This is a genomic window from Streptococcus pyogenes, assembly GCF_002055535.1.
In the GTDB taxonomy this organism is placed as follows: Bacteria; Bacillota; Bacilli; order Lactobacillales; family Streptococcaceae; genus Streptococcus; species Streptococcus pyogenes.
The window spans coordinates 1,377,327-1,403,977 of sequence record NZ_LN831034.1 but is presented as its reverse complement, the minus strand read 5'-3'; the positions used below and the strand labels follow the sequence as shown (position 1 = coordinate 1,403,977).

43 protein-coding genes and 1 pseudogene are annotated in these 26,651 nt (G+C 37.8%); 37 read left to right on the top strand and 7 right to left on the bottom strand.

The window, feature by feature from the left end:
• Nucleotides 1-289: 289 nt before the first annotated feature.
• The 6 genes from ntdP to B6D67_RS07490 form a co-directional block, all read right to left on the bottom strand.
• Complete coding sequence (gene ntdP, locus B6D67_RS07515; protein WP_002983693.1) at nucleotides 290-823, bottom strand: nucleoside tri-diphosphate phosphatase; 534 nt, start codon at nucleotides 821-823, stop codon at nucleotides 290-292.
• A gap of 79 nt (nucleotides 824-902) precedes the next feature.
• The gene (recX, locus tag B6D67_RS07510) at nucleotides 903-1,679 is read right to left on the bottom strand and encodes a recombination regulator RecX (RefSeq protein ID WP_009880741.1); all 777 of its coding nucleotides are present in this window, start codon (nucleotides 1,677-1,679) and stop codon (nucleotides 903-905) included.
• 147 nt (nucleotides 1,680-1,826) lie between these two features.
• Complete coding sequence (locus B6D67_RS07505; protein WP_011018152.1) at nucleotides 1,827-2,993, bottom strand: tyrosine-type recombinase/integrase; 1,167 nt, start codon at nucleotides 2,991-2,993, stop codon at nucleotides 1,827-1,829.
• A 181-nt stretch (nucleotides 2,994-3,174) separates the two neighbouring features.
• Nucleotides 3,175-4,596 (bottom strand): SNIPE associated domain-containing protein, encoded by a 1,422-nt coding sequence (locus B6D67_RS07500; protein ID WP_014635616.1) that lies wholly within the window; start codon nucleotides 4,594-4,596, stop codon nucleotides 3,175-3,177.
• Between the two features lie 14 nt (nucleotides 4,597-4,610).
• Nucleotides 4,611-4,997 (bottom strand): ImmA/IrrE family metallo-endopeptidase, encoded by a 387-nt coding sequence (locus tag B6D67_RS07495; protein ID WP_023605207.1) that lies wholly within the window; start codon nucleotides 4,995-4,997, stop codon nucleotides 4,611-4,613.
• Nucleotides 4,981-5,322 carry a helix-turn-helix domain-containing protein gene (locus B6D67_RS07490; protein ID WP_011888679.1) on the bottom strand — a complete coding sequence of 114 codons (342 nt, stop codon included), beginning with the start codon at nucleotides 5,320-5,322 and terminating at the stop codon, nucleotides 4,981-4,983. Before B6D67_RS07490 ends, B6D67_RS07495 begins: the two co-directional genes overlap by 17 nt.
• 197 nt (nucleotides 5,323-5,519) lie before the next feature.
• Between B6D67_RS07490 and B6D67_RS07485 the strand changes: the two genes are divergently transcribed.
• A complete protein-coding gene (locus B6D67_RS07485) occupies nucleotides 5,520-5,732 on the top strand; it encodes a DNA-binding protein (protein ID WP_014635614.1) in 213 nt (70 codons plus the stop codon).
• Between the two features lie 27 nt (nucleotides 5,733-5,759).
• Nucleotides 5,760-6,479: a phage antirepressor KilAC domain-containing protein gene (locus B6D67_RS07480; RefSeq protein WP_011888681.1), complete on the top strand. Its 720-nt coding sequence runs from the start codon at nucleotides 5,760-5,762 to the stop codon at nucleotides 6,477-6,479.
• A 97-nt stretch (nucleotides 6,480-6,576) separates the two neighbouring features.
• On the opposite strand, the gene B6D67_RS07475 is transcribed toward B6D67_RS07480, so the two are convergent.
• Complete coding sequence (locus B6D67_RS07475; RefSeq protein WP_011284879.1) at nucleotides 6,577-6,816, bottom strand: hypothetical protein; 240 nt, start codon at nucleotides 6,814-6,816, stop codon at nucleotides 6,577-6,579.
• A gap of 166 nt (nucleotides 6,817-6,982) precedes the next feature.
• On the opposite strand from B6D67_RS07475, the gene B6D67_RS07470 reads away from it, so the two are divergent.
• The 35 genes and pseudogenes from B6D67_RS07470 to B6D67_RS07300 all read left to right on the top strand — a co-directional run bounded on the left by B6D67_RS07470 (nucleotide 6,983) and on the right by B6D67_RS07300 (nucleotide 26,612).
• A complete protein-coding gene (locus B6D67_RS07470; protein ID WP_011054585.1) occupies nucleotides 6,983-7,168 on the top strand; it encodes a helix-turn-helix domain-containing protein in 186 nt (61 codons plus the stop codon).
• 70 nt (nucleotides 7,169-7,238) lie between these two features.
• Complete coding sequence (locus B6D67_RS07465; protein WP_011888682.1) at nucleotides 7,239-7,490, top strand: helix-turn-helix transcriptional regulator; 252 nt, start codon at nucleotides 7,239-7,241, stop codon at nucleotides 7,488-7,490.
• Nucleotides 7,491-7,520: 30 nt separating this feature from the next.
• A complete protein-coding gene (locus B6D67_RS07460; protein WP_011017881.1) occupies nucleotides 7,521-7,658 on the top strand; it encodes a hypothetical protein in 138 nt (45 codons plus the stop codon).
• 93 nt (nucleotides 7,659-7,751) lie between these two features.
• Nucleotides 7,752-8,513: a DnaD domain protein gene (locus B6D67_RS07455; RefSeq protein ID WP_014635613.1), complete on the top strand. Its 762-nt coding sequence runs from the start codon at nucleotides 7,752-7,754 to the stop codon at nucleotides 8,511-8,513.
• Nucleotides 8,500-9,282 carry an ATP-binding protein gene (locus B6D67_RS07450; RefSeq protein ID WP_011888684.1) on the top strand — a complete coding sequence of 261 codons (783 nt, stop codon included), beginning with the start codon at nucleotides 8,500-8,502 and terminating at the stop codon, nucleotides 9,280-9,282. The genes B6D67_RS07455 and B6D67_RS07450 overlap by 14 nt, the downstream gene beginning before the upstream one ends.
• 140 nt (nucleotides 9,283-9,422) lie before the next feature.
• Complete coding sequence (locus B6D67_RS07445; protein ID WP_011285579.1) at nucleotides 9,423-9,776, top strand: hypothetical protein; 354 nt, start codon at nucleotides 9,423-9,425, stop codon at nucleotides 9,774-9,776.
• The gene (locus B6D67_RS07440) at nucleotides 9,757-10,011 is read left to right on the top strand and encodes a hypothetical protein (protein ID WP_011018143.1); all 255 of its coding nucleotides are present in this window, start codon (nucleotides 9,757-9,759) and stop codon (nucleotides 10,009-10,011) included. Before B6D67_RS07445 ends, B6D67_RS07440 begins: the two co-directional genes overlap by 20 nt.
• A gap of 21 nt (nucleotides 10,012-10,032) precedes the next feature.
• Nucleotides 10,033-10,515, top strand: coding sequence for a siphovirus Gp157 family protein (locus tag B6D67_RS07435; RefSeq protein WP_011018142.1), 483 nt, complete (start codon nucleotides 10,033-10,035; stop codon nucleotides 10,513-10,515).
• Nucleotides 10,516-11,190 (top strand): ERF family protein, encoded by a 675-nt coding sequence (locus tag B6D67_RS07430; protein WP_029714396.1) that lies wholly within the window; start codon nucleotides 10,516-10,518, stop codon nucleotides 11,188-11,190. It begins immediately after the preceding gene.
• On the top strand, nucleotides 11,183-11,608 hold the full coding sequence (gene ssb / locus B6D67_RS07425; protein ID WP_011285575.1) for a single-stranded DNA-binding protein: 426 nt from the start codon (nucleotides 11,183-11,185) through the stop codon (nucleotides 11,606-11,608). Before B6D67_RS07430 ends, ssb begins: the two co-directional genes overlap by 8 nt.
• Before the next feature lie 5 nt (nucleotides 11,609-11,613).
• The gene (locus tag B6D67_RS07420; protein ID WP_011106686.1) at nucleotides 11,614-11,817 is read left to right on the top strand and encodes a hypothetical protein; all 204 of its coding nucleotides are present in this window, start codon (nucleotides 11,614-11,616) and stop codon (nucleotides 11,815-11,817) included.
• On the top strand, nucleotides 11,817-12,257 hold the full coding sequence (locus B6D67_RS07415) for a RusA family crossover junction endodeoxyribonuclease (protein ID WP_011285574.1): 441 nt from the start codon (nucleotides 11,817-11,819) through the stop codon (nucleotides 12,255-12,257). Before B6D67_RS07420 ends, B6D67_RS07415 begins: the two co-directional genes overlap by 1 nt.
• Entirely contained in the window at nucleotides 12,254-12,610 is a 357-nt protein-coding gene (locus B6D67_RS07410; RefSeq protein WP_011284873.1) for a hypothetical protein, read from the top strand. Before B6D67_RS07415 ends, B6D67_RS07410 begins: the two co-directional genes overlap by 4 nt.
• Nucleotides 12,607-12,852 carry a hypothetical protein gene (locus tag B6D67_RS10555; protein ID WP_011285573.1) on the top strand — a complete coding sequence of 82 codons (246 nt, stop codon included), beginning with the start codon at nucleotides 12,607-12,609 and terminating at the stop codon, nucleotides 12,850-12,852. Before B6D67_RS07410 ends, B6D67_RS10555 begins: the two co-directional genes overlap by 4 nt.
• Nucleotides 12,852-13,088, top strand: a complete 237-nt coding sequence (locus B6D67_RS07400) for a DUF3310 domain-containing protein (protein WP_002995955.1) — start codon at nucleotides 12,852-12,854, stop codon at nucleotides 13,086-13,088. Before B6D67_RS10555 ends, B6D67_RS07400 begins: the two co-directional genes overlap by 1 nt.
• On the top strand, nucleotides 13,085-13,255 hold the full coding sequence (locus B6D67_RS10285) for a hypothetical protein (RefSeq protein ID WP_002995952.1): 171 nt from the start codon (nucleotides 13,085-13,087) through the stop codon (nucleotides 13,253-13,255). Before B6D67_RS07400 ends, B6D67_RS10285 begins: the two co-directional genes overlap by 4 nt.
• On the top strand, nucleotides 13,252-13,536 hold the full coding sequence (locus B6D67_RS07395; protein WP_011018134.1) for a hypothetical protein: 285 nt from the start codon (nucleotides 13,252-13,254) through the stop codon (nucleotides 13,534-13,536). Before B6D67_RS10285 ends, B6D67_RS07395 begins: the two co-directional genes overlap by 4 nt.
• Nucleotide 13,537: 1 nt before the next feature.
• Nucleotides 13,538-14,170 (top strand): N-6 DNA methylase, encoded by a 633-nt coding sequence (locus B6D67_RS07390; RefSeq protein WP_011888685.1) that lies wholly within the window; start codon nucleotides 13,538-13,540, stop codon nucleotides 14,168-14,170.
• A gap of 4 nt (nucleotides 14,171-14,174) precedes the next feature.
• Nucleotides 14,175-14,654 (top strand): DUF1642 domain-containing protein, encoded by a 480-nt coding sequence (locus tag B6D67_RS07385; protein WP_011888686.1) that lies wholly within the window; start codon nucleotides 14,175-14,177, stop codon nucleotides 14,652-14,654.
• Nucleotides 14,651-14,821 (top strand): hypothetical protein, encoded by a 171-nt coding sequence (locus B6D67_RS10280; RefSeq protein ID WP_002987493.1) that lies wholly within the window; start codon nucleotides 14,651-14,653, stop codon nucleotides 14,819-14,821. Before B6D67_RS07385 ends, B6D67_RS10280 begins: the two co-directional genes overlap by 4 nt.
• 283 nt (nucleotides 14,822-15,104) lie before the next feature.
• On the top strand, nucleotides 15,105-15,539 hold the full coding sequence (locus tag B6D67_RS07380; protein WP_011888687.1) for an ArpU family phage packaging/lysis transcriptional regulator: 435 nt from the start codon (nucleotides 15,105-15,107) through the stop codon (nucleotides 15,537-15,539).
• A gap of 633 nt (nucleotides 15,540-16,172) precedes the next feature.
• A pseudogene (locus tag B6D67_RS07365) lies at nucleotides 16,173-17,339 on the top strand (DNA modification methylase).
• A gap of 342 nt (nucleotides 17,340-17,681) precedes the next feature.
• Nucleotides 17,682-18,158, top strand: a complete 477-nt coding sequence (locus B6D67_RS07360; protein WP_010922073.1) for a hypothetical protein — start codon at nucleotides 17,682-17,684, stop codon at nucleotides 18,156-18,158.
• 82 nt (nucleotides 18,159-18,240) lie between these two features.
• Complete coding sequence (locus B6D67_RS07355) at nucleotides 18,241-19,452, top strand: PBSX family phage terminase large subunit (RefSeq protein WP_010922074.1); 1,212 nt, start codon at nucleotides 18,241-18,243, stop codon at nucleotides 19,450-19,452.
• Between the two features lie 13 nt (nucleotides 19,453-19,465).
• On the top strand, nucleotides 19,466-20,968 hold the full coding sequence (locus B6D67_RS07350; RefSeq protein WP_010922075.1) for a phage portal protein: 1,503 nt from the start codon (nucleotides 19,466-19,468) through the stop codon (nucleotides 20,966-20,968).
• Nucleotides 20,969-20,972: 4 nt separating this feature from the next.
• On the top strand, nucleotides 20,973-22,466 hold the full coding sequence (locus B6D67_RS07345) for a phage minor capsid protein (RefSeq protein ID WP_029714379.1): 1,494 nt from the start codon (nucleotides 20,973-20,975) through the stop codon (nucleotides 22,464-22,466).
• On the top strand, nucleotides 22,466-22,693 hold the full coding sequence (locus tag B6D67_RS07340) for a hypothetical protein (protein WP_010922077.1): 228 nt from the start codon (nucleotides 22,466-22,468) through the stop codon (nucleotides 22,691-22,693). The genes B6D67_RS07345 and B6D67_RS07340 overlap by 1 nt, the downstream gene beginning before the upstream one ends.
• 86 nt (nucleotides 22,694-22,779) lie before the next feature.
• On the top strand, nucleotides 22,780-23,046 hold the full coding sequence (locus B6D67_RS07335; RefSeq protein WP_011888689.1) for a hypothetical protein: 267 nt from the start codon (nucleotides 22,780-22,782) through the stop codon (nucleotides 23,044-23,046).
• A 125-nt stretch (nucleotides 23,047-23,171) separates the two neighbouring features.
• On the top strand, nucleotides 23,172-23,786 hold the full coding sequence (locus B6D67_RS07330; protein WP_011888690.1) for a hypothetical protein: 615 nt from the start codon (nucleotides 23,172-23,174) through the stop codon (nucleotides 23,784-23,786).
• A gap of 3 nt (nucleotides 23,787-23,789) precedes the next feature.
• Nucleotides 23,790-24,608 carry a N4-gp56 family major capsid protein gene (locus tag B6D67_RS07325; protein WP_010922080.1) on the top strand — a complete coding sequence of 273 codons (819 nt, stop codon included), beginning with the start codon at nucleotides 23,790-23,792 and terminating at the stop codon, nucleotides 24,606-24,608.
• A gap of 53 nt (nucleotides 24,609-24,661) precedes the next feature.
• The gene (locus tag B6D67_RS07320) at nucleotides 24,662-25,078 is read left to right on the top strand and encodes a head-tail connector protein (RefSeq protein WP_011888692.1); all 417 of its coding nucleotides are present in this window, start codon (nucleotides 24,662-24,664) and stop codon (nucleotides 25,076-25,078) included.
• A complete protein-coding gene (locus tag B6D67_RS07315; RefSeq protein WP_011888693.1) occupies nucleotides 25,068-25,400 on the top strand; it encodes a minor capsid protein in 333 nt (110 codons plus the stop codon). The genes B6D67_RS07320 and B6D67_RS07315 overlap by 11 nt, the downstream gene beginning before the upstream one ends.
• Nucleotides 25,400-25,756 (top strand): minor capsid protein, encoded by a 357-nt coding sequence (locus B6D67_RS07310; protein WP_010922083.1) that lies wholly within the window; start codon nucleotides 25,400-25,402, stop codon nucleotides 25,754-25,756. Before B6D67_RS07315 ends, B6D67_RS07310 begins: the two co-directional genes overlap by 1 nt.
• Nucleotides 25,753-26,151 (top strand): minor capsid protein, encoded by a 399-nt coding sequence (locus B6D67_RS07305; RefSeq protein WP_011888694.1) that lies wholly within the window; start codon nucleotides 25,753-25,755, stop codon nucleotides 26,149-26,151. The genes B6D67_RS07310 and B6D67_RS07305 overlap by 4 nt, the downstream gene beginning before the upstream one ends.
• Nucleotides 26,151-26,612, top strand: coding sequence for a phage tail tube protein (locus B6D67_RS07300; protein WP_011018120.1), 462 nt, complete (start codon nucleotides 26,151-26,153; stop codon nucleotides 26,610-26,612). The genes B6D67_RS07305 and B6D67_RS07300 overlap by 1 nt, the downstream gene beginning before the upstream one ends.
• Nucleotides 26,613-26,651: the final 39 nt, after the last annotated feature.

Below are 26,651 nucleotides of genomic sequence, written 5' to 3'. Positions count from 1 at the left end.
TCGCTACTAAACTTAGTATTTTTTGATACTTTCCTTAGGTAGTGCTTAAGGCAGCGACTTTCTTTGGAATTCCATGCCTTATTTTTGAGATCCTAGGCTCAAAAATGCCAAGTGGCGTCAACATTAACATTGACGCCACTTTTACCACAACGAAAAACATCTGTTTTGGCTCACTCCACACGCAGAAATAGGAAATTGGATGTCAAATCAGCAGAGCTGTTCATGCTTTTTGAGCCTAAAACTGAGTTTGTCTGCGTTCTGAGCACTCCTTGGGAGTGCTGGACAACTCTTAACGATTCTTCAGTTCAAGATAACGTTTGTACCAAATAGTGATATAGGCCTTGGAAAATGGTCCTTTTTCATGATTAATCCAATCAACCAATATTTTGACATTTTCTTTTAGGATAAAGTCCATATCGGCTGAATACTGCATCTCTTTTTTATGAATCTCGTATTCATCAACATCAAGTAATCTCTTTTCACCATCCGCAAAGACTTTGACATCTAAATCGTAATCAATGTATTTAAGGGCCTCAGTGTCCATCATGTATGGACTAGCTAAGTTACAGTAATAAGAGACGCCATTATCTCGAATCATGGCTATAATGTTAAACCAGTATTTTTTATGAAAGTAAACGATTGCAGGTTCGCGGGTCACCCATCGTCTACCGTCACTTTCTGTGACAAGAGTGTGATCATTAACTCCAATGAGGGCATTTTCAGTTGTTTTTAGTACCATAGTATCGCGCCAAGTACGGTGCAAACTACCATCATGCTTATAACTTTGAATTGTAATAAAGTCGCCTTCTTTAGGTAATTTCATGCCTTACCAACTTTCTACAATTAAACTTATCCTCTATAGTCTATCATAAATGTGTGAAAAAATCACTTCTTTTGTCAGTCTATAAATAATTTCTTAACTTGCAATTAATGTCGTCGCTGTTGTAGCCTTTTCGGTAGAGAGCCTGATAGAGCTTTTGCTTTAAGGTATAACCATCATATTTGCGACTGAGTTTACGATATTGTTTGTCTAATTCTTTGTCAAGAAGATCTTCTATTTCTTGATTATCTTGGTCAAAATTAAGGTGATTGAGGCTATGTTTAGCTAGATCGTATGAAAAGCCTTTGGTCAGTAATGCTTGGGTGATTTTATCTTTCAAGGCTTTTGGTGGCAATTTTTCTTGATATTTGTCAAAGAGTTTTTGGCTTACTTTTTGAGCGAGTTGGCTAAAGTCAGTTTGAGATAAGATAGGATCAATGTCATGACTTGCAATGCCTTTTTGTAATAATTTTTGTTTTAAGACTTGGGGACCTTTATCACCATTTAACTGATTTTGGCGAATGTAGGTATCAGCCAATTTGGTGTCGTCTATCCATTGTTCTTCTTGGAGTTGAGTGATGATGTCAGCAATAATGTGTTCTTCAATCTCATGCTTGCGCAGGTAATCAGCAACTTGCTTGTTGCTGCGTTGTTGAAAGGAAAGAAAATAAAGGGCTAAATTTTTGCCGTAGGACAGTTGGGCAAAATGTTTCATGTCTTCAAGCTGATCATTGTCAAGGACTTTATCTTTACTCAACATAAACCGAACAATAGTATCTTCTGTTACATAAAGGGATTCGTCATTATCCAATTCGATAAGGTAGAGGCGTTTTTTCTTTTCAATTTTAGTGATTTTCATACTTTGATTATAGTATTTTAAAATTTATATACAAGCAAATTGTTTTAAAACATTGATATTACAGCGTTTTAGTTTTTTTGTTTAGCCATAAAAAGTAACAAAAATCATAAAAAGTAATATTTTGTCGGGGACTATGTCGGGGAATTTTTATTTTATGCTGCCCATAAAAGCTGCTGTGACATTTTCCCCTACCTCGTCTTTTATGTGGGTGTATTGGCTAGTCATGTAATTATTTGAATGACCTAAAGCCGCTGCCATATGCTCGATTGGGACACCGGCTATTTGGCCCTGTGTAGCAAAAAAGTGCCTCATCATGTGCGGAGTAAAATGAACGTCGCAATTTTTATTAATTTTTTTAAATAAGCAGTAGATGTAATGGCTACCGATTGGTTTTCCTACAAAAGATGGCTTTACTTTTTCGTCGTCTCCTAAAAATAGGAAATCAGCCTTATTTAAGATGCGATCGTTACACACGGCTATTTTGATAGAAGTATCAATAGCTTTTTTTAGCAGTTGTGATGTCTCAAAATCTAAATACACATATCGTTCCGAATAAGCTGTCTTTAGGCCTCCGCCATCTTTTCTACCTCTTGTCCTTGATTCGTCTATCTTTACGACCGCACAATCTTTATCATTAAAAGTTATATTCCCTAATTTTATGCCAGCTACCTCGCTTCTACGCAATCCAAGATATGTTATCCTAACCATTGCGTAGTCATAATCATCAAGCATTTTTCTGGCAACTTTATCCCAAGCTTTAAATTCTTGCATTGATCTACGTTTGTTGATAGGTTTTATTTCGCTATCGCCAATGTCAATAAATTTGATGATATTATCGTCTAGCATTTTATTTTTGACAGCATGATTTAACATAATACTAAAAACATCATATATGTGCTTTACTGTACTTCTTGAGTTGGTATTGAGCAGATTGTTAATGTAGTTTTCGTATTCTATACGGTTTATAGCATTCATTTTTTTATTGCCAAACTTTGGGCTGATGTGATTTTTAAAGATATTAGTGCGCTCAACGTATGTGTCAGGAGACCACACTCCAGCTTTTAATCTATTATCAACGTATATATCCCAGTATTCATCAACAGTCAAATTTTTATTATAAGCAAATTCATTGTTTTCTATTTTTCGCTCAATTTCAGCTAGCAACAAACGAGCTTCTTGTATCGTTTTTATGCCACTTTCAGTGGCCTCCTTTTTTTCTCCGTTCAAGTAATAGCCTCTACGGATATAGTATCGCTTACCTTTCAAGGTAATGTACCAAAATATGTTTGGGTATTTTGTTTTATTGTATTTCATTCTTAAATCCTTTCTTTTTTGACTTTTGGACGAGATCAGTTGAAAGGATATTGGCATCACCTCCTAAAAATGGTATAATTAGGTACAAGAAAACGAGCCATTTAATGCTTGTTTCTTATTGATTGCATATTGCCTCACGCTCAGAGTCGCCAAACTTTGAGAGCGTGGGTTTTTTTTATTCTTAAATGACTACATCTTTTTTAATTGACTCATAGTATTGTTCTGCAACAGCTAAATCTGTAAAATGTACAGTATTATTATGTTCTTTAAGAACAACTTCCTTAATTTCTTGAAGATCTACCTTAAAGAATTCTTTCCGTGGATTAACTTTATTAACTTCTTTATTCCGGAAGTAGTTGTGGAGTGTGCTTTCGAGTGCTGGTGCATCTTCACTAAAAATTAAAGCATGGACGTCAAATGGAAAAGGAACAGAAGCGCTGCTAAGTTCGTTGATTCTATCCATCGGCTCTAACCGTCTAGTCATGCCGATTTTATATACATTTTCCCCAAACGATCCAATATTAGAGATGATATAAACATAACCTGCTCGGGTGTTAGATTCACGCTTAAGCACATCCTCTTTATCTTTTTCAAGCTCCTTGATTTTATCTTCAAGCTCTTTAATTTTATCTGCATAGATTTGTTGTTCAATTTCGTTTTGAGCGCCATTTAGATATTTGAGCAGTTTAGACATTTCGTTATTGAATTGTCTTTCCTCTTTCTCGAGTTTAGCTTTGGCTTGTTGGATCTCTTTTTCGGCTTTTTGCTGCTCTCTAATTTCTTCTTTTTGTGCTTTTAGCAATTCTTTTTCAATTTCAATCTGCTTTTGGTATTTGTATAATATGTCAAGTTGTTTTAATTTTGATGTAAGTAATTCTTTGCTGATTTTTACACCATCAATTTCAAATAGCTTGTTTAGTGTTTCAAATGTTTTAGCGAGTTTATTTCTGTATGTATCTACATTTTTTATCGTTATATTTGATAAATAATAATCAGATTCTGCATTAAAAGCACGTAGCAGTTGTTTAGACTGTTTGGCTATATTGACTTTCGTTGTGGCTCCGAGACTATTTACGGCAATGCCAAGCTTTATTAATTCCTTTTCGTTTAACTGCACAATAGAAAGTTCATTTTTGATTTCATTAGAAGTGACATTGTCTGTAAAATCAACAGTTGTCTGAGATAGCAAAGATTTGTCGCTGTTTTCCTCTATAAAAAACTCTATTTCTTTTTTTTGAGAACTTAGCGACTTTATATCATTTTCTAGGTTTTGTTTCTTTGCTTCTCCGCTCGATACTAATGTATTGAATTTTTTTACAGCCTCCTCTTCAGTTTTTATAGCTATCTTACTAGCTTCGTTTTTTATTTCTGCTGCTCTCTCGTATGCATCGTTTTTGATAGCAGAGGCTTCAATTTCGCTCTCTTTTATCTCATTCCATTTTTTCTGTTGTGAAGGTGTTAGATTGGGATACGTTTTTTGCCTTTGTAAAAATAACCCCAGTCCAAACAAGATTGAAATACCATACGTGAAGGGGTACAATAAAATTATAATTAGAATAAACCAAAACCTAAAATAAAACGGCAATCCATCTGATTTCTTCATTTTCAAATCCTTTCTTAACTACCTGATACGATCTTATAAAATTCGTCTTGTATCATCTTTTGCCCCCACGTTGTCGATATTTGATATGTCGTAGCAAACTGTAACCAATTAAAATCAACGACATCGTGGGATGACAAGTAATTTTTGATCAATTCCCTAATCATAAATCTATCGGCTTGATTTTCATATTTTAGTAGCAATCTTTGATATTGCTTAGGATCGTGTTCGATATGGCCCAGCTCATGTAAAATAACTTTTTCTTTTTCTATTTGTGATAGATTTTGATTGACATAAATTATCCTAAGGTCAGGATAGTAAAACCCTGACCTTTTCCACATTGTGTCGGGAAACTCGAATAACTTTATGTTGTACTTACTAAGCATCTCATTTATCTTCACCATTCCCTACTCCTAAAGATATTTTAATAATAGCTTCAATTTTCTCTACGTCTTTGTCAGACAAAGGTTTGCCGTCGAACATCACAACCTTTTCGCGTAGATTGGATAGGTCAATAGTGGCCTGCCAATCAGTTTTTTCTTCAGCAAAACTTTCTGGGTTAATTCCAAGAATATCACATATTTTAAAAATAGTTTCTGCTTTTGCATTCATCACACCGCGCTCTAAAATGGAGCGCATTGTTGTGTATGGGATATCATTTTCAATAGCAAAAGCCCTAACGCTATTATATCTACTTTCGATAATCCTCTTTAAATCTTTTTCATCCATTTTTTTAATTTCCTTTTTTCTTTTTCTACTATATAATAACATACGAAAAATCATATTTCAAGACAAAAAAATAACAAAAAATTTAAAAAAACTGTTGACTATATACGAAAAATCATATATAATTAAATCAAGCTTAAGGAAACGACAGCTTTTTAAAATAAAATAATATACGAAAAATCGTATTGGAAAGGAATGATATGAAAAACATCGAACACATTCGAAAAGAAAAAGGTGTTTCATTGGTTGATATTGCCGACTGTTTACGGTTGAAATCTCAAACAGTTCGAGAAAAAATTAACGGTGACTCTGATTTTAAATTTGGTGAAGCATTGAAAGTTCAACAAACTTTTTTTCCAGAATTTGATATCGTCTATCTTTTTAAAGAGCGTAAAGAATCATCTGTCGGATGATATACGAAAATTCGTAGAAAGGAAATTATGAATCATCTAATTAACGTAACACTAAACGAAAATCAAGAACCAGTAGTAAGTGCAAGAGACTTACATAAAGAATTAAAAGTCAAAACTCGTTTTAGTGAGTGGGTAAAACAAAACTTTAAAATTCTTGAAGAAGGATATGATTTTACAAGTGTAGTTGGAACTACGGTTGTAAATAATGGGGCTGTCAGAGAAATCCAAGACTACGTTCTCTCACTTGATGCTGCCAAAAATTTGGCAATGGTATCCAAGACTGACAAAGGCAAAGAAGTCCGTAAATACTTCATCCAGGTTGAAAAAGACTTCAACAGTCCTGAGAAAATCATGGCAAGGGCGTTGCTGATGGCTGATAAGAAAGTGCACAAGCTGGAAGCACAAATCGAGGCAGACCGTCCAAAGGTGCTATTTGCTGATGCGGTTGAGGCTAGTGAGACATCTATCTTGATTGGTGATTTTGCTAAAATCTTACGTCAGAATGGTTATAACATCGGTCAAAATCGCTTATTCGCTTGGTTGCGTGAGAATGGCTTCCTGATTCGTAAAAATGGCGAGAGCTACAACATGCCGACACAACGAAGCATGGACATGAAGCTGTTCGAAGTCAAGGAACGGACGCACCAGGAGCCAAATGGCAGTATCCGTATCAGCAAAACTACCAAGATGACAGGTAAAGGCCAGCAGTATTTTATTAATAAATTTTTAAATGAGAAAGTGGGGTAGAGCATGAGACCAAAACGATATCCGTATAGCGGAGAGAAAAAGAGAGCCTATCATAAGATAGACCCTGAACTGATAAAAACCGGTAAAGTTGATTGCATCAATCTCCCTTAAGTACGCCAAGCTCTAACAATGCATTTGTCATAGCTGCGATAGTAGATTTAGAGGTTGACTTAGAAACATACTCCAAAATATTAACGATATGCTGAGCTTGCTTTTGTGTAATAGGTGCATTCATTTGATTAAGTTCCGCAACGACAAATTCAACTAATTGGTTGTCAACATTGAAATTTTGGTTGATATGTTTTGAGACAACTTTCATAAATTCTTTTGTATCCATAATTAATCTCCTTTCTTGCTTATTTGACTAAACAAGATTAGAAGAGTAGAGGTCTCTCGAGAGATCTTGTTGAATCATACGAATATTATATCAAGACTATATTGAAAAATCAATATATTGTATATAAAAAGTTATCAACAACTACATGTTGTGCTTAGGAGGAATTATGTGGGGTAAAATCGAAGCTCTATTAATTGAGAAAAAAATGACCAAATATGAACTGTCACAAAAGGCTGGATTGAACCAAAATTGCTTGATTGATCTAAAGAAAGGAAGAAAAAAATCATTGAAATTTGATGATGTCGTTAAAATCGCCGATGTCTTAGGTGTCAGCTTAGACGAATTTAGATAACAAAAAAGTCCGACGGGAATCGGACTCAAAACAAACTTAATTTACTTCATTATACCACAAGGAGGCAACTATGGACAATATCTTAATGAGTTTGTCCGACTGGATAAAAGAATTCATTGAAAAAACAGTTAACAAATTAGTCCAAATGAAGTTAGACGAACTCAATGCAGAATTATGGACCAGAGAAAAAGTAGCAGAGAGGCTTAACATGAGCCCCAGTACTTTTGACAAATACTACAGACGCGACAAAAATTTTCCAAAGGAATTGCCAGCTGTCCGTTGGAAAAAAGCTGAAATCATAGCTTGGCTAAATAACAAATAAGACTTTTGGACGAGATCGAGGAGAAATAACATGAAACTATTAGATTTTATTTTTGCAAAACCAAAAAAACAGGAACCGATTAAACACGACACGCTTAGAGCATCATCTGAAAAGCAGTGGGCCGAATTTGATGCCTATATGAGGAAACAGTATGGACGACAAGCTTAATCAGATATTGATAACCATGCGAAACTACCGAACAAATGGTGATGATAATCAGTATTTAGAAGATATGGAGGCTATTTTAGAAAGCGAGGAATAATGCATATTGATGAAGTTAAAAACAACCAATTTTATCAGTTCCCACAGTGGTTGTTGAAAGAGCCGTACAACGTTCTGAGCGATAAAGCAAAACTGATTTACATGTTGCTATTTGATCGCAGAACACTATCTGTTGAAAATAAGTGGTTTGATGATGACGGCAAGGTTTATATGTACTTTACAAACGAGCAATTTATGGAACTACTTAAATGCTCAAATAAAACCGTAGTAAAAGCAAAAAAAGAATTACATGATTTAAGCCTTTTAAGAGAAGTTAGGCAAGGTATAAACAAGCCTAATCGCTTATATATCAATGGAAGTGTAGAAAGTACACTTCAAGACGTGTATAAATTACACCACGGAAGTGTAGAAAGTACACTTCAAGACGTGTATAAATTACACACAATCAATACTAATATTATCAATACTAATATATCTAATTATTATGATGATAAAGGGACTAGTTTTTTAGAAGAAATTGAAAATCTTTGGGGGAGACAATTTAACGGTTACGAGGTGCAACAAATCAATAGATTTTTACTAGAAGAACACATCTCAAATGACTTGCTAAAAAAAGCTATCGAAACCTCTCTTGCTAACGGTGCAAGAAACATGAATTATGTCTCAGCGGTGATTAATAACTGGATTGACAGCGGTATAACAACAGTCGAGCAAGTTGATGCTGCACAAGAACTTAGATTAAAGCAAAAATCTAAGACTAATAGCAAAGACGAAGAGGTAAGCGAATATGATACTTGGTGACGAAGATGCACTTGCTAAAATCGCTATATCTTATCAACAAAACACCAAGAAACAAGATGCTGTCTGTGAAAAACACGGTTGTAGGTACATCACAGTCCTTAAGACTGGTTTGACAGTATGTCCAGATTGTCACAGAGAAGAATTAGACAATCAAAACACTTTGCACGTCCAAAAGCAATATGAGAGAGAACTTGAAAACAAGCGACTGTACTATCTCAAAAAATTATCAATTATGGACGACGAGTTGGAAAATGCATCATTTGACAATTTTAGGGCTGATACGGCTAAACACAAAGAGGTGCTTTATTGGGCAAAGACAATGGCTAACGATTGGTTTAGTGGTGGTAAGGGAAACATCATCATGACTGGCAAAGCAGGACGAGGCAAAAGTCATTTAGCTTATAGCATCATTAGGGGATTGTCTGATAAAACGAAAAAATTAGGCTTGCTTGTAAATGTCACTGACTTACTGTCAGAGATAAAGCGAGACTTTAGCAAGGAAGCATTTTGGATGGATAAGCTAAAAGATGTCGATTATCTGGTGCTAGATGATCTAGGTGCCGAAAAAGTTAGTGACTGGTCCACAAGCATTATTTACAGCTTGCTTAACAAGCGCACAAACACAATCATTACTACCAATCTGACACCTGCCGAAATTAGAAAAATTTATGGAGAGAGAATTGCATCCCGTATCAGAAAAGGCTGCGACAAAAGTCATATCATGGAATTTGATGGCATGGAGGACGAAAGGATGAAGCTATGGAATTGACACTAACAACATTTTTCGGGCTATCCGAGGAACATGCGGCAAAAATCATGGCGCTAGATGAAGATGTCCGAACAAAGAAAATTGAAGAATTGAGAGCGTGGAGAGAGTGCTCAAAAGTCACGTTTTAGGAGAGATTTAATATGGTAATGCCACTAGATGAGTTAGAAAAAAGAATATTTTGTTATTTGCCGATAGGAAGTAACATGATGGTTAATTCAAAGGAAATTTGTCGAACATTTGACATCAAAGACCCGAAAACCTTGAGAGACATTATCCACGGAATGGTAATGAAAGGCTATTTGATAGGTTCTAGCCGTCGAAAAGGCGGAGGGTACTATCTAATTGACAACGATGATGAGCGTGCAGAAGCTATCAGCTCACTTGAAAGTCAAGTTAGAAAAGAACAAAAGCGGATAAACATTTTAAAAAACGGAAACTTGAACGAATTCGTAGAAATAGCTAACGAGGTGCGAAATGGTTGGAATCAGAATTAACGGTGAGCTCGTAACCTTTGATAGCAATTTTAGAGATGCGCTTATCTTTACGATTGACTGTCTTAGAGGCAGCGAAGAACCTACGCTAAAACAGACTTATCAAACCTTTAAAGACTACACAGACGAAGACTTGATGGACTACATCGAGACAGAATTTGATGTATGGCCAGAGCTAATCGTTAATCGCAAGATTGACAGCAAGTGGTCCACTAAACAACACATTTTGGATGATTAAAATACAGAAAGAGGAAATAACATGGCTTATTTATATGAACTTGAGGGAATCGCCGCTTATCTGGAAAGTTTAGATTTAGACGACGAAACCTTTCAAAATACGCTTGACAGCATTGATTTTCAATCAGACTTAGAAAATACCATTGAGTATTTTGTCAAAATGTTAAAAAATGCTCAAGCTGACGTCGAAATGTATAAAGCCGAAAAAGAAGCTTTTTACAAAAAGCAAAAGCAAGCAGAAGCAAAAGTGGAAAAATACAAAGAGACAATCAGGCGTGCAATGGAATTGAGCCAAAAGAAAAAAGTTGACGCTGGAATGTTTAAGGTGTCTTTGCGAAAAAGCAAAAAAGTAGAGATTTTGGACGAAACAAAAATTCCTCTTGATTACATGCAAGAAAAAATTGAATACAAACCAATGAAATCTGAGATCTCGAAAGCTTTGAAATCTGGAATTGATATATCTGGAGTTGAACTAATCGAAACAGAAAGTTTGCAGGTAAAGTAAATGAGGAAATCAGAAAGTATAACAGAATATGCTAAAGCCTTTTGTAAAGCTCAGCTAGAGGTAAAACAACCGCTAAAAGATAAAGACAACCCCTTTTTCAAAAGCAAATACGTGCCTCTAGAAAACGTGACGGAAGCGATTACAAAAGCCTTTGCTAATAACGGGATATCTTTTTCGCAGGATCCAACAACAAACGCAGAAAACGGTTATATCGATGTCGCAACGCTAGTCATGCACACGAGTGGCGAATGGGTGGAATACGGACCTTTAAGTGTTAAACCAACAAAAAATGATGTACAAGGCGCTGGTTCGGCTATCACTTACGCAAAACGCTACGCACTATCAGCAATTTTTGGGATAACAAGCGATCAAGATGATGACGGCAATGAAGCTAGCAAACCCAACAAAACAAATCAATCGCAAAAACCAACAAATAAAACGTCAAAAGGGGCAAGCTTCCAAACCCCGAAAATCAGCAATATCCAAGTAGAGACTTATAAATCTGATTTAAGCGATATTGCAAAAGCCACAAATCAAAATGTCAAAGAGCTAACAAAATGGCTAACAGATACCTTAAAAGTTAAATCACTGGAAGATTTACGCACAGAACAGATTGTATCGACTGATGATTTGATTAATAAATTAAAAAAGAGAGCAGGGCAAAAAAATGATTAACAACATTGTGCTAGTTGGTCGCATGACCAAGGACGCAGAGCTTCGCTATACAGCGAGTCAAGTAGCTGTAGCTACGTTCACACTTGCGGTAAACCGCAGATTTAAAGAGCAAAACGGGGAGAGAGAAGCAGATTTCATTAACTGTGTTATCTGGCGACAGTCTGCTGAAAATTTAGCCAACTGGGCTAAAAAAGGTGCTTTGATCGGAGTTACGGGTCGTATTCAGACACGTAACTACGAAAACCAACAAGAACAACGTGTCTATGTGACGGAAGTTGTTGCAGAGAGTTTCCAAATGTTGGAAAGTCGAAATAGCCAGCAACAATCTGGTCAAGATAACTCTTCGCAAAACGATAACAGTCAACCGTTTGGCAATTCAAACCCAATGGATATTTCAGACGATGATCTGCCGTTTTAAATGATATGGCTAACAGATATAGACAAAGGATATATGCGGTCTACGACGGAGACTCTTTTGTAGATGTTGGCACAAAGCATGAGCTAGCAGAAAGACTTGGTGTTACCGCTGACACAATAGTTTTTATAGCGTCGCCAGCTCATAAAAAGAGGAGACCAGATGGCAGACACGCAGAGTTTATAGGATACGAAGACGAATTGGAGGAGTAGTGGTTAAGTTTATAATACCGATTGAGCCAAAACCGCAAAAACGTCCACGCTTTAGCAGATGGAGTGGAGCTTACGAGGATGGAGATATGATGGCATGGCGGAAGCAGGTCACAGACTATGTTAAAAACAATTACGAAGGGCCTTATTTTGACGACGGTTTAAAAGTTGATGTTACTTTTTATCTAAAAGCACCAGAATTGGTGTCTAAAAAGCCGTCAGAGCGTGCCAAAGATAAGACTAAACAAAAGTATCAGGATTATATAAATGAGCTCTTATATGTGCCAAAGAAGCCCGATTTGGACAACCTTGAAAAAGCAGTATATGACAGCATATCAAAATCAGAGGTTGTGTGGACAGATGACAACATCATTGTCGAGCACACTACACGTAAGCTGTATAGCCCAAATCCCAGAATCGAGGTAAAAATAAACGAATTATGACACTAGTAGATGATTTTTACAAACAAATGGAGCCGTCAATTAAAGCGTTTTTAGACGATAACATTACCATCGCAGACAAAGAAGAAGCTGACAGAGTCTATAGATCTGTCAAATACTATAAAAAACTAAACAGATTGCCGCCACCTGATGTATTGGAGTGGTTCCAACGAATTTACACGACAAAGGAAATGATAATGTTAATCAAGCAGTCTTACCGCCTTAAACAAAAAAAGACAGATGAGGATGACAAGATTTACGAAAAGTGGATGTTTAAAAACTACGGTGACGTTAAGCTCGTTAAAAAAATCAAACGCACGGACGCACTAGAAAGAGCTCGGAGAATGGGTCTATGAAAAGACACAGACAGTGGCATAACGATATTAAATATACACCTAGATCTTACGATAATCTGTTGCCTTACGATATATCAGAGCTGTTAATAGCTCACAGATGCAAAATAAAGATGTCTGATGACGTTTTAGCAGATAAGATAGGCATTTATACTTGGCAATTAAAAGCGCTCTTAGAACGCAGAATATTGCCAAATGAGAGCGTGTGTAAAACGATAGTAAATTATTTGAGAGAGGTGGAGTGATGATAGAAGAATTAGTACATAAACCAAAGCATTATAATCACGGAGAAATTGATTTGATTGAGTCGTGGTATAAGACGTACCCATGGGACCAGTTTGTCGCAATCATGGAAAGTCACATTGATAAATACATTAAACGACATAGATACAAAGGCAATGCGACTCAGGATTTAGAAAAAGCACTCGAATATACAAAGCGTCTCATTGAATATTGGTTAATCGAAAGCGTGGAAGAATGAAGAGATATATTGAAGTTAAGGACGAATGGAAAAGTGCAACAGACCACCTGAACGATTTTATCGACAAAAACAAGTACGCAAAAGTGACAGTTGTTGGTTATCAAGTCGTACAACTTTCTCCTTACGGAAGAGATTTGACTTATATTTTGGCAGAGGTGGAAGAATGACGATAGATGAAGCGTTGCAAAATTTACGTGATAACTTTAATAAAATAATGAATGTCCTAAAAAACGATTGGAAAGCACTATTGTTTCTTGCAATCGCAATATTTGGGATGATGGTAACCGTGTCGTATTTTAGCTATCGCGACGCACGACAATATTACGAGTCGCAAATCACAGGACTACGTACACAGCTAAGCAGGACACAAAAGCAGCTTAAACGTGCTAGCGAAGATAGAGCTAGACAGACAAAGCGAATTGCGGAACTTACGCACAACGGAGGGTAACATGATTAAGATCGATGAGATACATCGCATACTAGGCATCGACGAAGTTTATAAAGCACCCAAACGACTTACGGACATACTCTTTGATAAAGATAGTCGTGAGGATATATTTAGACAGTTTTTGAAATATGAAACAGATGTATCTTACGACTGGTTTATGCAATATTTTGAGGAAGAACAAGCTGACCGCAAAAATAAAAAGCAAGACTTTACGCCTAAATCGGTTAGTACACTATTATCTAAAATAATAAGTGGTAATCAATACTACGAGGTAGCAGTCGGGACGGGTGGGATACTTATCCAAGCATGGCAAGAACAACGATTAAATGACAGTCCATTTACTTATCGTCCGAGTAAATACTGGTATCACGTAGAAGAGTTATCGGACAAAGCAGTACCGTTTCTACTCTTTAATATGTCTATAAGAGGGATAAATGGTGTGGTGGTGCATGGTGACTCTTTAACAAGACAAGTTAAAAACATTTATTTTTTGCAAAATACAAAAGACGACATGCTGAGTTTTAGTGATATTAACGTTATGCCAAGGACTCAAGATATTGAGCAAGAATTTAATGTCAAAGAGTGGATTGGTGATGCGATAGTGCATGTAGAGAGTAAGTTAAATGCGAGGTAACAAAATGAACATTGAAGAAGCTATTAAAAAGATAAGAGAACTAGAGGCGTTTAATTATTTCGACTTTAAAGGTAATTTAATTAGAAGAATTGATGTATTAGGTATCATCGACCAACTAAAAATTATAGTACAACAATGTGTTGCAGATTGGTACGAAAAGCATAAAGATAATTTGGAATATGATTTATATTTATATCAAATGTCAATCTATGATGAAAAAGTTGAAGAAGATGATTTTTATTATTGGATGCAAAAATCAAAGAATCCAGTTCGTACTCTTATTAATATGCACCAATTTGGCTATGAAATCGAGCAAGAGCAGCTGTATACAGTTGATTTGCCAAACGGTCAGCCTTTAGTACGCGGTAAAAACACTTTGTATTTTAGTCAAAATCTAACAGCCGAAAATGCAAAACTCACTGAATCAGAAATCCGAAAAGACTTCGAGTGGGCTTGGCAATTTGCGAAAGAGGTGACTGAATGACTGAAGAGTTAGGAGTGTTATATAGCGAAAAATGGCATAAGTATTATTTATATAAAACTTGCAGGTATATATCTTATGTTGATAATCCACATCAGGCTACTAAATGCACCCGCAAACAAGCAGAACAGTTTCCACAGTTTAAATGGGTATCGCTGACAAAATTATAACCCCACGCAAGCGCTCAAGAGCCTGCGATGGCTCTGTGGGGGTGGACCGAAATTAAAAAATAGAAACGAGAACCTCCTTACACCAAAACAAATCTAAAGCGGGTTATCGGTCATCCGTGATTATCCAAGGCGTCGCTAATGCTTTAACACGACATCGTGCGCCTGTGTCAAAAAACAAAGGAAAGAGAGGACTTTTCTCCACAAAACAAAAAGACGTCCATACGGAACGCCCCCTTGGTTAAATTTAAGCTTAAATAAATTATACCACATTGGGGGGGCTTTCATGACGTTTTTTCCAGAGATTGATATCCAAAAAACAAAATCTAATGCCAAGCGTAAATTGAGAGAGTATCCACGCTGGCGAAGGATAGCTAATGATGTAGATACTCAAAAAGTGACAGCCACTTATTCCTTTGAGCCAAGACAACCGTATGGAACGCCAAGCAAGCCTGTTGAGAGACTAGCGCTCAACCGTGTGTCAGCAGAACAAGAGCTGGATGCGATTGAGCAAGCCGTCAGTATGATACTAGAGCCAGAGAGACGCAGGATTTTGTATGACAAATACTTAGCGCCTTATAAAAAGGCAGATAAGGTTATTTATACAGAATTGTGTATGTCAGAGAGCTTTTACTATGATACACTTGACATTGCTTTGTTATCTTTTGCAGAGCTGTACAGAGAGGGTGTGTTGCTTGTTGAGGAAGGAGTTTTTAGCTAGTTTTTATACAGTAATAAGATAGTTTATACATATTTTTACATGTTATTATAGTATTATCAAAATAGCAAGAAGAGATAACCTTTTAACTACTGACTATTTTATTTAGTCGCCAACTTTAACTACGATCAAACTTGTTATTTTATGGTATGTGGGACGTGCAGGTTCGAATCCTGCCGTCTCAATCACCCAGAGATTACACGCTGTGACATTGCGGAATGTAATCAAAGCAAAAAGAATCACGGAACTTTGCGATGTCCGCCGTGAATTAACACCCTTATTTGACATTGGCGTTCCCTTGAGGAGAATACGCAATCTGGGTTCGGTGTTAATGATTAAGACTTAGCAATGCCTCTTGACAATGCGTACCAGCGCTAAGTCGATGTCAAGGTTGGACAAGACAGTGCCAACCGACATATTAACCGCAAGTCCAAAACCAAGGGTCGCAACCTTGCTTGTGGTTAGCAGGGACAACGGTTGCAAGTCGGTTCGATTCCGACTGTTCCTGTTCGATAAATAGAAGTGTCCCAGAATGGGGTAGGCAATAGGCTTAGCATTCATTTGCTATTTATCTATGGTTAACCAATTAGTCATCACATTGTGGTGACTTTTTATTATGTAAAAAAGGAATAAAACATGGAGTTTGTGGACAAAAAATTAAGTGAAATAACACCTTATAAAAATAACCCTAGAAACAATGATGAGGCGGTTGGACCAGTTGCTGAATCTATTAAAGAGTTTGGTTTTAAAGTGCCTATTGTCGTTGATAAAAACGGCGAAATCGTAAACGGCCACACTCGTTATAAAGCAGCCCAAAAATTAGGGCTAGAAACAGTTCCTGTTATTGTCGCAGATGACTTATCTGAAGAGCAAATTAAAGCGTTCAGACTTGCTGACAATAAAGTTGGTGAGATTGCGGTTTGGGATTTAGATTTGTTAAACGAAGAATTAAACGACATTTTAGACCTCGATATGTCTGCTTTTGGATTTGACGTTTTAGATAATTTAGATGATTTAATCGAAGATGAAAAAGATTTAGACGATTTTACAGAGACTGTGCCAGATGAGCCAAAGTCAAAACTTGGTGACATTTATCAACTTGGTAGTCACAAGTTGATGTGCGGCGACAGTACAAATGGAGCCGATGTTAAAAAACTTATGAATGGAGAATTAGCTGATTTACTACTTACAGACCCACCATACAACGTGGCTTATGAGGGTAAAACAAAAGATAGTTTAACTATAAAAAACGACAGTATGGATAATGACAGTTTTAGACAGTTCTTGGTTAATGCTTTTAGTTCTGCAAATGAAGTTATGAAGCCAGGCGCTGTTTTTTATATTTGGCATGCTGATTCAGAAGGCTATAATTTTAGAGGTGCTTGTTTTGATATCGGTTGGACAGTACGTCAATGCTTAATTTGGAATAAAAACTCAATGGTTCTCGGTCGCCAAGATTATCATTGGAAGCACGAACCTTGTCTTTATGGCTGGAAAGATGGCGCTGGTCACTTGTGGGCTTCAGACAGAAAGCAAACAACAGTTATTGATTATGAGAAACCTCAATGAAATGGCGTTCATCCAACAATGAAACCTGTCGGACTTTTTGATTACCAAATCAAAAACAACACAAAGGGAAGCGACATTGTCCTTGATTTGTTTGGTGGCTCTGGGACAACGTTAATTGCTTGTGAGTCAAATGGTCGTCACGCTAGATTAATGGAATATGACCCAAAATATGTAGATGTCATTATAAAACGCTGGGAAGAATTAACTGGAGAAAGTGTTATACAACTAAACTAAAAACCCCTTAAAACCGTTGACTTAACAGTGTTTCAGAGCTATCATGTGATCACAAAGACAAAGAGGTAAATAACATGCTAGTAACAAAAGTAATTCACAAAATCTAAAATATTGAACCAAGCGAAAAAGATTCGGCCTTAAAATATAGATACGCCAACGAACTTGAGTATCTCGTTTACAATCTGTTTTATAGCGCAATTAAAGAAATAACTGCAAAAGATATCAAAAATAACTTTTTTTATCAAGATGATCAAGCCTTTATTATTAATTGGCTAGGACTATAAAATAATTTTAAAAGGGCGAAAGCCTTTTTTTTATATTTAAAAGTAAGGAAGTGAGGCGATGGCAAATGAAGATAATTTGATACCAAACTCCAAACGAACCCCGAGCGAACTCCGAGAAATTGCAAAAAAAGGAGGCATAGCTTCCGGCAAAGCTAGGAGGGAAAAAGCGAATTTGAGAAAAGCTGTGGAGCTGGTGTTAGGATCAACTGTACCAAGCGCCTTGCTTCGAGAACAATTAGAACAATTGGATATTTCCCCCACAAATCAATCAGCTATTGCACTCAAGCTTGTGGAAAATGCTTTAAAGGGTGATGTTAGATCTGCAGAGCTATTAGCTAAAATTACAACTACCGAGGTCAAAGATAGCCTGGATAGAAAAGAACAAAGACAGCGAATTAAGGCCGCGGAGCTCGCCACAGACGAGCAACGAACGCGCATCGAGCTGCTTAAAGTCAAACTTGACGCAGAGAAGGGCGCTAAGCCTGATACTAGCTTAATGAGAGCCTTGTTAGATGCTGTGGAAGGAGGTGATTAGCCTTGGAGATTATCTTTTCAAATAAACAAAAAGACGTCATTAGACGCCCTTTTAACTACGAATTAGAGGTCAACGAGGGCACTTGACCCCTCGTAGCGGAAAGACCACAGCTGGGCATTTTCGTTATGCTAGGTATCTGATTGAGTCAGAAGATGAAAATCACCTTGTGACTGCTTATAATCAAGAACAAGCTTATCGTTTGTTTATCGACGGCGATGGTACGGGTTTGATGCATATATTTGACGGTAACTGCGAAATAAAACACGACGAGCGTGGAGATCACTTGTTAATCACGACACCAAAAGGCAATAAGCGCGTTTATTATAAAGGCGGCGGTAAAGTTAACAGTGTTGGTGCTATTACAGGTATGTCTTTAGGATCAGTAGTATTCTGCGAGATTAACTTACTGCACATGGATTTTATCCAGGAGTGTTTTAGGCGTACTTGGGCGGCTAAGCTACGTTATCATCTAGCAGATTTAAATCCCCCAGCACCTCAACATCCAGTAATTAAAGATGTCTTTGATGTTCAGAACACGAGGTGGACTCATTGGACCATGGATGATAACCCAATACTAACCGCAGAGCGTAAACAAAACATTATCAACAGTCTTAAAAAAAATCCATATCTATACAAACGAGATGTACTTGGACAGCGGGTCATGCCTCAGGGAGTTATTTATGGCCTTTTTGACACGGAAAAAAATGTTTTGGATGCTTTGATTGGCGAACCAGTAGAGATGTATTTCTGTGCAGATGGAGGTCAATCAGATGCCACCTCTATGTCTTGTAATATCGTAACAAGAGTTAGAGATAACGGTAGGATAAGCTTCAGACTTAATCGTGTAGCTCACTACTACCACAGCGGAGCTGACACTGGCCAAGTAAAAGCTATGTCAACCTACGCTTTAGAGTTAAAAGTTTTTATAGACTGGTGCGTTAAAAAGTATCAGATGCGCTATACAGAGGTATTTGTGGATCCTGCCTGTAAATCTTTGAGAGAGGAGCTGCATAAGTTAGGAGTATTTACTCTGGGAGCTCCGAACAATTCTAAAGATGTATCTAGCAAAGCAAAAGGTATTGAGGTCGGTATCGAACGCGGCCAAAACATTATCTCAGATGGCGCTTTTTATCTTGTTAATCATAGCGAAGAAGAGTATGACCACTACCACTTTTTAAAAGAGATAGGGCTGTACAGTCGTGACGACAATGGCAAACCTATTGATAAAGATAACCATGCCATGGACGAGTTTAGATACAGCGTCAACGTGTTTGTGCATCGGTATTACAACTAAAGGAGTTGCTTAAATGGGAGTAATCCAAAAAATAAAAAATCTTGTTACAAGGAGTAAATACGTGATGACAACGCAGAGTCTTACAAATATAACTGATCATCCTAAAATAGCTATCAGTAAGCTAGAGTACGATCGTATAACAACCAATCTAAAGTATTATAAGAGCGATTGGGATAGTGTTTTATACTTAAACACGGACGGCGAGACTAAAAAAAGAGATCTTAACCATCTACCAATTGCACGGACAGCTGCTAAAAAGATTGCCAGTCTAGTCTTTAACGAGCAGGCAGAGATTAAGGTTGATGATGATGCGGCTAACGAATTTATTAGTGAGACACTAAAAAACGACAGGTTTAATAAAAACTTCGAGCGGTATCTGGAGAGTTGTTTAGCGTTAGGCGGATTAGCTATGAGGCCTTATGTGGATGGTGATAAAGTTAGGGTAGCATTTGTTCAAGCGCCTGTTTTTTTGCCACTGCAGAGTAATACGCAAGACGTTTCGAGTGCCGCCGTCGTCATTAAGTCCGTTAAGACAATCAACGGCAAAGAGGTCTACTATACCTTGATAGAGTTCCATGAGTGGCAGAGCTCTGATGATTATGTTATCTCAAATGAGTTATATCGCTCGGATGATAAAGCCAAAGTAGGTAGCCGAGTGCCGTTATCTGAGGTATACAAGGACTTAAAAGACGAGGCAAAAGTTACAGATGTGACTAGGCCTATCTTTACTTATCTCAAGACCCCTGGAATGAATAACAAGGATATTAATAGCCCACTTGGGCTATCTATCTTTGATAACGCCAAGACAACGATTGACTTTATCAATACGACCTATGACGAATTTATGTGGGAAGTTAAGATGGGTCAACGTCGAGTTGCTGTGCCAGAGAGTTTGACCGCTTTAACTGTTCGTACCGCTGATGGCGATGTTGTTCCAAGGCCTCGGTTCGAGTCTGATCAAAACGTTTATATCCGTATGGGCGGCAGGGATTTAGACTCAAGCGCAATACAGGACCTAACAACCCCTATTAGAGCTGATGACTATATCAAGGCTATCAACGAGGGCTTGTCGTTGTTTGAAATGCAAATAGGCGTATCCGCTGGGTTATTTAGTTTTGATGGCAAAAGCATGAAGACTGCAACAGAAATCGTCTCTGAAAACTCAGACACCTACCAAATGCGTAACAGTATTGTTACTTTAGTAGAGCAATCGCTAAAAGAGTTAGTTATCTCTATTTTTGAGATTGCTAAAGCTTATGATTTGTACCAAAGCGAAGTTCCAAGCATGGATAACATCAGCATAAGTCTTGATGACGGTGTTTTTACAGATCGAGACGCTGAGTTAGACTACTGGATAAAAGTTGTTAATGCTGGCTTTGGCACTCGTGAGATGGCCATCCAAAAAGTGCTAAACGTGACAGAGGAAAAAGCCCAAGAAATAGCTGCAGAAATTAATACTGGAATCGTTGACGAAATCAATCAACAGCGCACTGATACACATTTATACGGAGAGTGATTAGATGAAAAAGAAGCCTATTAAGTTAAATGACGAACAGCTTCTTTTGGAAGCTAGTCAGTTATCTGATATGTATCATCAGCTGACTCTTGATTTATTTGATCAAGTGATTGAGAGGATAAAAGCCAGAGGCTCAGCGAGCTTAGCCGATAATCCTTATCTTTGGCAAGCTAATAAGTTACATGACGTTGGACTGCTTAATGCAGATAACATCAAGCTTATTGCAAAGTATTCTGGCATTGCGGAAGCTCAACTTCGCTATATTATCAAGAATGAAGGATTTAAAATTTATAAAAACACGTCTGAGCAGCTAGAAGAGGCTCTAGGTAGAGAGTCTGGGGTAAACAGTACTATCCAAGACGACCTATCTAACTATGCTAGACAAGCTATTGATGATGTGCATAATTTGACTAACACCACCTTGCCATTTAGTGTTATAGGAGCTTATCAAGGGATAATCCAAGACGCTGTTGCTGGTGTGGTGACAGGCTTAAAAACGCCTGACCAAGCTATCAATCAAACTGTGATTAAATGGTTTAAAAAGGGGTTTTATGGTTTTACAGATAAAGCTGGGAGAAAGTGGAGAGCAGACTCTTATGCTCGTACCGTTATCAATACTACGACTTGGCGAGTCTTTAACGAAGCCAAAGAAGCCCCTGCTAGGGAGCTTGGCATTGATACCTTCTATTACTCAAAAAGAGCTACAGCTAGAGAGATGTGTGCACCTTTGCAATATCAAATTGTCACTACTGGCGAAGCGAGAGAAGAAGGAGGGATAAAAATCTTAGCTTTATCTGATTACGGGCATGGTGAGCCTGATGGATGCTTGGGAATCAACTGCAAGCACACTAAAACGCCGTTTGTCGTCGGTGTGAATAGTAAGCCAGAATTGCCAGAGCATCTAAAAAATATCACTCCTGCACAAGCTAAAGCTAATGCGAATGCGCAAGCTAAGCAGAGGGCAATCGAGAGATCAATACGTGAGAGTAAAGAGTTACTGCACGTTGCGAAGCAATTGGGTGATAAAGAGTTGATTAGGCAATATCAATCGGATGTTAGAAGTAAACAAGATGCACTCAATTATCTGATAAACAACAATGCCTTTTTACATCGCAATCAAGCCAGAGAAAAGCGTTACAATAATCCTTATACCAAAACTCAAAGTGAAGTCGAAGTTAGAAAAGAAAAAGCTAAATTAGATAAACGTAGGGATGTTGAAAGTGCTATAATAGGAGTAGAAACTAGTGAAGGGATACCGCTAAAAATAACAAAGCATTTAGCCGAAAGGGCGGTACTGAGAAATATAGCGCCTATTGATATTGTCGATTCTATAAAAGAACCGTTGAAGATAGCTCCTATTAAGTACGATAACCTTGATAGACCTTCCCAGAAATACATTGGTAAGTGTGTCTCGACAGTAATAAACCCGATAGACGGAAATATTGTTACAGTTCATGCTACTAGCACGAGAATCCGCAAAAAATATGGAGGAAATTGATGAAATTAAAAAGTATTTTAAATGATAGTCAAATCGATTTTGTCAAAAATGAACTTCCGGGATTACCTGTGGATATAGATGTTAATTCCGAAAAGTATGATGTTTTTTGTGAAGGTATAGAGACTTACTACCAGACAGAAAGCTTTGATGAAAAGTACAATATAACAGCTAAAGGTAAACTAGCTGAGAGTATTATTGATTTACTGACTGATAAAGGTTATTGGTGACTAGTACACCAAACTACGACTTATTAAATCTAGAGCATTTAGCTAAAAGCTAGGTGCTTTTTTGTACTTAAAAAATAGGAGGGAACATGAATAAACGCATTAAGAAAAAACGTAAACTAGAAACAGCAGTTGTGATGCTTGTTGCAGAAAATGCCACGCAGGTTGAAGCAATTAAAAATCAAAACAAACAAATCATGGAGCTAAAATCAATCGTTCAACGAAACGCTCTGGCAACAAACGAAGAGTTAGCGACTGTTAAAGCTGCTACTTTAGATAACCAATCAGTTATCAAGGCAATTGGTGACACGGTTGACTATATTAAGAAAAACTACAAACGGAAGTGGGGGAAATAAAGTTTAACCGTGTCGAATTCGACCCCTTTAGAAGTCAAAGTCGTAGCAATACGGCTTTTTATTATGCCTTTATCCGCAGGCGTTAAAGAACGGAAATCAGCGACCTATCGCATTTATAGGAGGGAATGCACATGGAAAATGTGACAAACGAAAATGTCGACCAAGAGACTACTGACTTGGAAAATAATCAACAAGAAGATAAAGCATTTACACAAGATGATCTCAACCGAGTGGGAACTAAAGAGCATTCTAAAGGCTATAACAAAGCAGTTAAAGACTTGGGTTTTGATGATGTAGAGTCTGCCAAGGATGCACTAAAAGCCTTCCAAGAGTGGCAAGAGTCACAAAGAAGCGAGTCAGAAAAACAAACAGAAATCTTGAATGCTAAAGACAAAGAGCTTGAGGAAGCTCGGGCAAACAATAAGGCTCTTAATGCAAAGCTAGCAGCAATGTCTTTAGGTGTGAACGCTGAGTCTATTGATGATGTGATTGCACTATCTGAGCGCCTTGTCACTGACGAGACAAGCATGGAGGATGCAATCAAAACGGTTTTGGGTAAATATCCTCATTTTGGCCAAACAAAGGATAAAGCGCCCAAAATCACAGTGGCAGGCAATCCGTCTGCTGATAACGGACAAGGTTCGGTGTCTAAGGAAGATTTTTCGAAGATGTCTTACCAAGAAAAACTGAACCTAAAACTAAAAAATAAGAGTCTTTATGACCAATTGAAAGGAAATTAAAAAATGGCAGTAGGAACAACTAAAATGGCACAAATGCTAGACCCTGAGGTTCTAGCGGATATGATTGATGCAGAGGTAGGGAAAGCGATTCGCTTTGCTCCTCTTGCTGAAGTAGATACAACTTTAGAAGGACAACCAGGTACAACTTTAACAGTGCCTAAATGGGATTACATCGGTGACGCAGAAGATGTTGCCGAGGGTGAAGCTATCCCAATGACTCAACTTGGCTTCAAAAAGACTACTATGACCATTAAAAAAGCCGGAAAAGGTGTAGAAATCACTGACGAAGCTATCTTATCTGGGTATGGGGATCCTGTAGGTCAGGCAGCGAAGCAAATCGTTGAGGCTATTGACCACAAAGTCGATGCAGACGTGCTTGACGCGTTAAGTAAATCGACTCAAACTGTGGAAGCTACTGCTACGGTTGATGGTGTATCTAAAGCGCTAGATATTTTTAATGACGAAGATGACGCAGAGACAGTCATTGTCATGAATCCGGCGGATGCCTCTACCCTACGTTTAGATGCCGCGAAGGAGTGGTTAGGTGCTACCGAGGTTGGAGCAAATCGTGTTGTCTCTGGTGTTTATGGTGAAGTTTTAGGGGTACAAATTGTGCGTTCTCGCAAATGCCCTAAAGGAACTGCCTACATGGTTCGCAAAGGTGCACTACGTATCATGCTTAAACGTAACACAATGGTTGAAACAGACCGAGATATCACAAAAGCGATTAATCAAATCGTAGCTAATAAGCATTATGGTGTTTATCTTTATAAGGCAGAAAAAGCCGTCAAAATTACACTTAAAGATGCCGCAAAAAAGTAGCTAAGGCTAAGGCTGCCAAGAGAGAGGAAGATGACGCTCTCGAGTCTTAGTCGATGGAGGTGGTTATTATCGCTTTTTTAACGCAAAAAGAATTTGAAGATTTGGGTTTTGACGATGTAGAAGATTTTGAAAAAATGGAAAAACGTGCTAGCCACGCTGTCAATCTTTACTGTCGTAATCGCTATGATTACAAAGATTTAAAAAAAGAAATAGTCCTAGTGCAAAAGGCTGTAAAGCGGGCAATCGCTTATCAGATAGCATATTTAAATGACTCAGGAGTAATGACAGCAGAGGATAAACAATCCTTTGCTGGAATATCTCTAGGACGGACAAGTATTAGCTACACTGTCGGGCATGGCCAAGGCAGCCAACAAAAAACTCTGGCAGACAGGTTTAATCTCTGTCTAGATGCAGAGAATGAGTTACTAGCTGTTGGGTTGGGATATACGGGTATTAGCTATGATCGATAAAAGACTGCTTATTGACGAACTGCAGGTAAAACTTGTCAAAGATAAAGGTGATTATGGAGGGTTTGTCTATGACGGACCTTTTACACTCTCTCCCGTTAGGTTTGACCGTAATCTTGCAACCGCAGGTAAAGATAATGCAAGGCAAGAGACTAAGCCGTCGGTTATCTTTATTTATCCTAAATACTGTAAGACAGTAGCCGATAGGTCATGGGTTGATGCTGTTGTCATTGATGGTGATACTGAGTACACCGTTGATAAAGTGATACCAGTCTACCACCCACTAACAAACAAAATTTTTTGTTTTGAAGTGGAGGTTATCTAATGGCTAAGGTAGTGGTAGAGTTGGGAGGCATCAAGCGTAAAGTATCTCCGCAAGCATTAGCTAAAGGAAAGCTCATCATGAACAACCAAGTCATGATGTCCATGAACCCTTATGTTCCTTACAGAGACGGAGCTTTGAGAGGAAGCTCGAGAGCTAACAGTGTAGGTGTTACGTGGAGCGGACCACACGCCAGAGCCCAGTTTTATGGTGGTGCTTACAACAAGTACAAGTCCTTTAAATTTAAAAAGTACACAACACCAGGAACAGGTAAACGATGGGATAAACGTGCACTAGCCAACGCTACAATCGTTAAGGATTGGGAAAAATCCTTACTGAGAGGAATGGGATTTAAATGACAAATGACTTTGCAACTGTTTTGAGGCAATTTGTCGAAGGATTAGACTTAGGCATAAAGCCTAGACTTGACTATCTAACAAGACAAGAAGATTTAGCCATTTATCCAATGCCAGGCGGGAAGGTAAATAACGAGTACATGGACGGTACTCGTGAGATAAGCCTGCCTTTTGAGATTGCAATCAAAACTAAAAATCAGGAGTTAGCAAGCACTGTGATGTGGACTATTAACAGTGCTTTGTCTAACTTTGACTTAAAATTACCAAGTCTTAATCATTCGTACACATTTACTAGCCTTGATGTCGAAAAGCCATTTTTAAATGACTTAAGCGACCAAGGCTTTTATATTTATGTGCTGGATATTACAGCACACCTAGAAATAGAAGGGAAAAACTAATGGCAAGACAAAAGAACGCCTTACGCGGGCATTTTATCGCACCTTATAACGCTGGAGTAGAGCCTGAAGCAAAAGGTTCTGAATGGATGGAAATCGCAAAATGGATTAAGGACATTTCTGATGATACCGACGAAAAAACCGAAGATGAAGCGTATTATGACGGTGACGGAACCGAAGAAACAACTGTAGTTGGTGTCAAAGGCGCATATACGTTTGAAGGGACTTATGACCCGGAAGATAAGGCGCAAAAGCACATTGCGGATATGAAGTATAAAACAGGAGAGGGCCGAAAGGTTTGGCACAAGGTTGTTGCATCAGATAACAAAAAACAATGGATAGGCCTGTCTACGGTTTCCGAGATTATTGCAGGTTCTGGCGCTGCAGCCGATTTTGAAGCCTTTAGTTGTAAGATTACTTATAACTCATTGCCAAAAGAAAGTGTCCCAAGTGAGGTTTTATAAGGTTGGGCTAACTGCTCAACCTTATATTTTTTAAGGAGG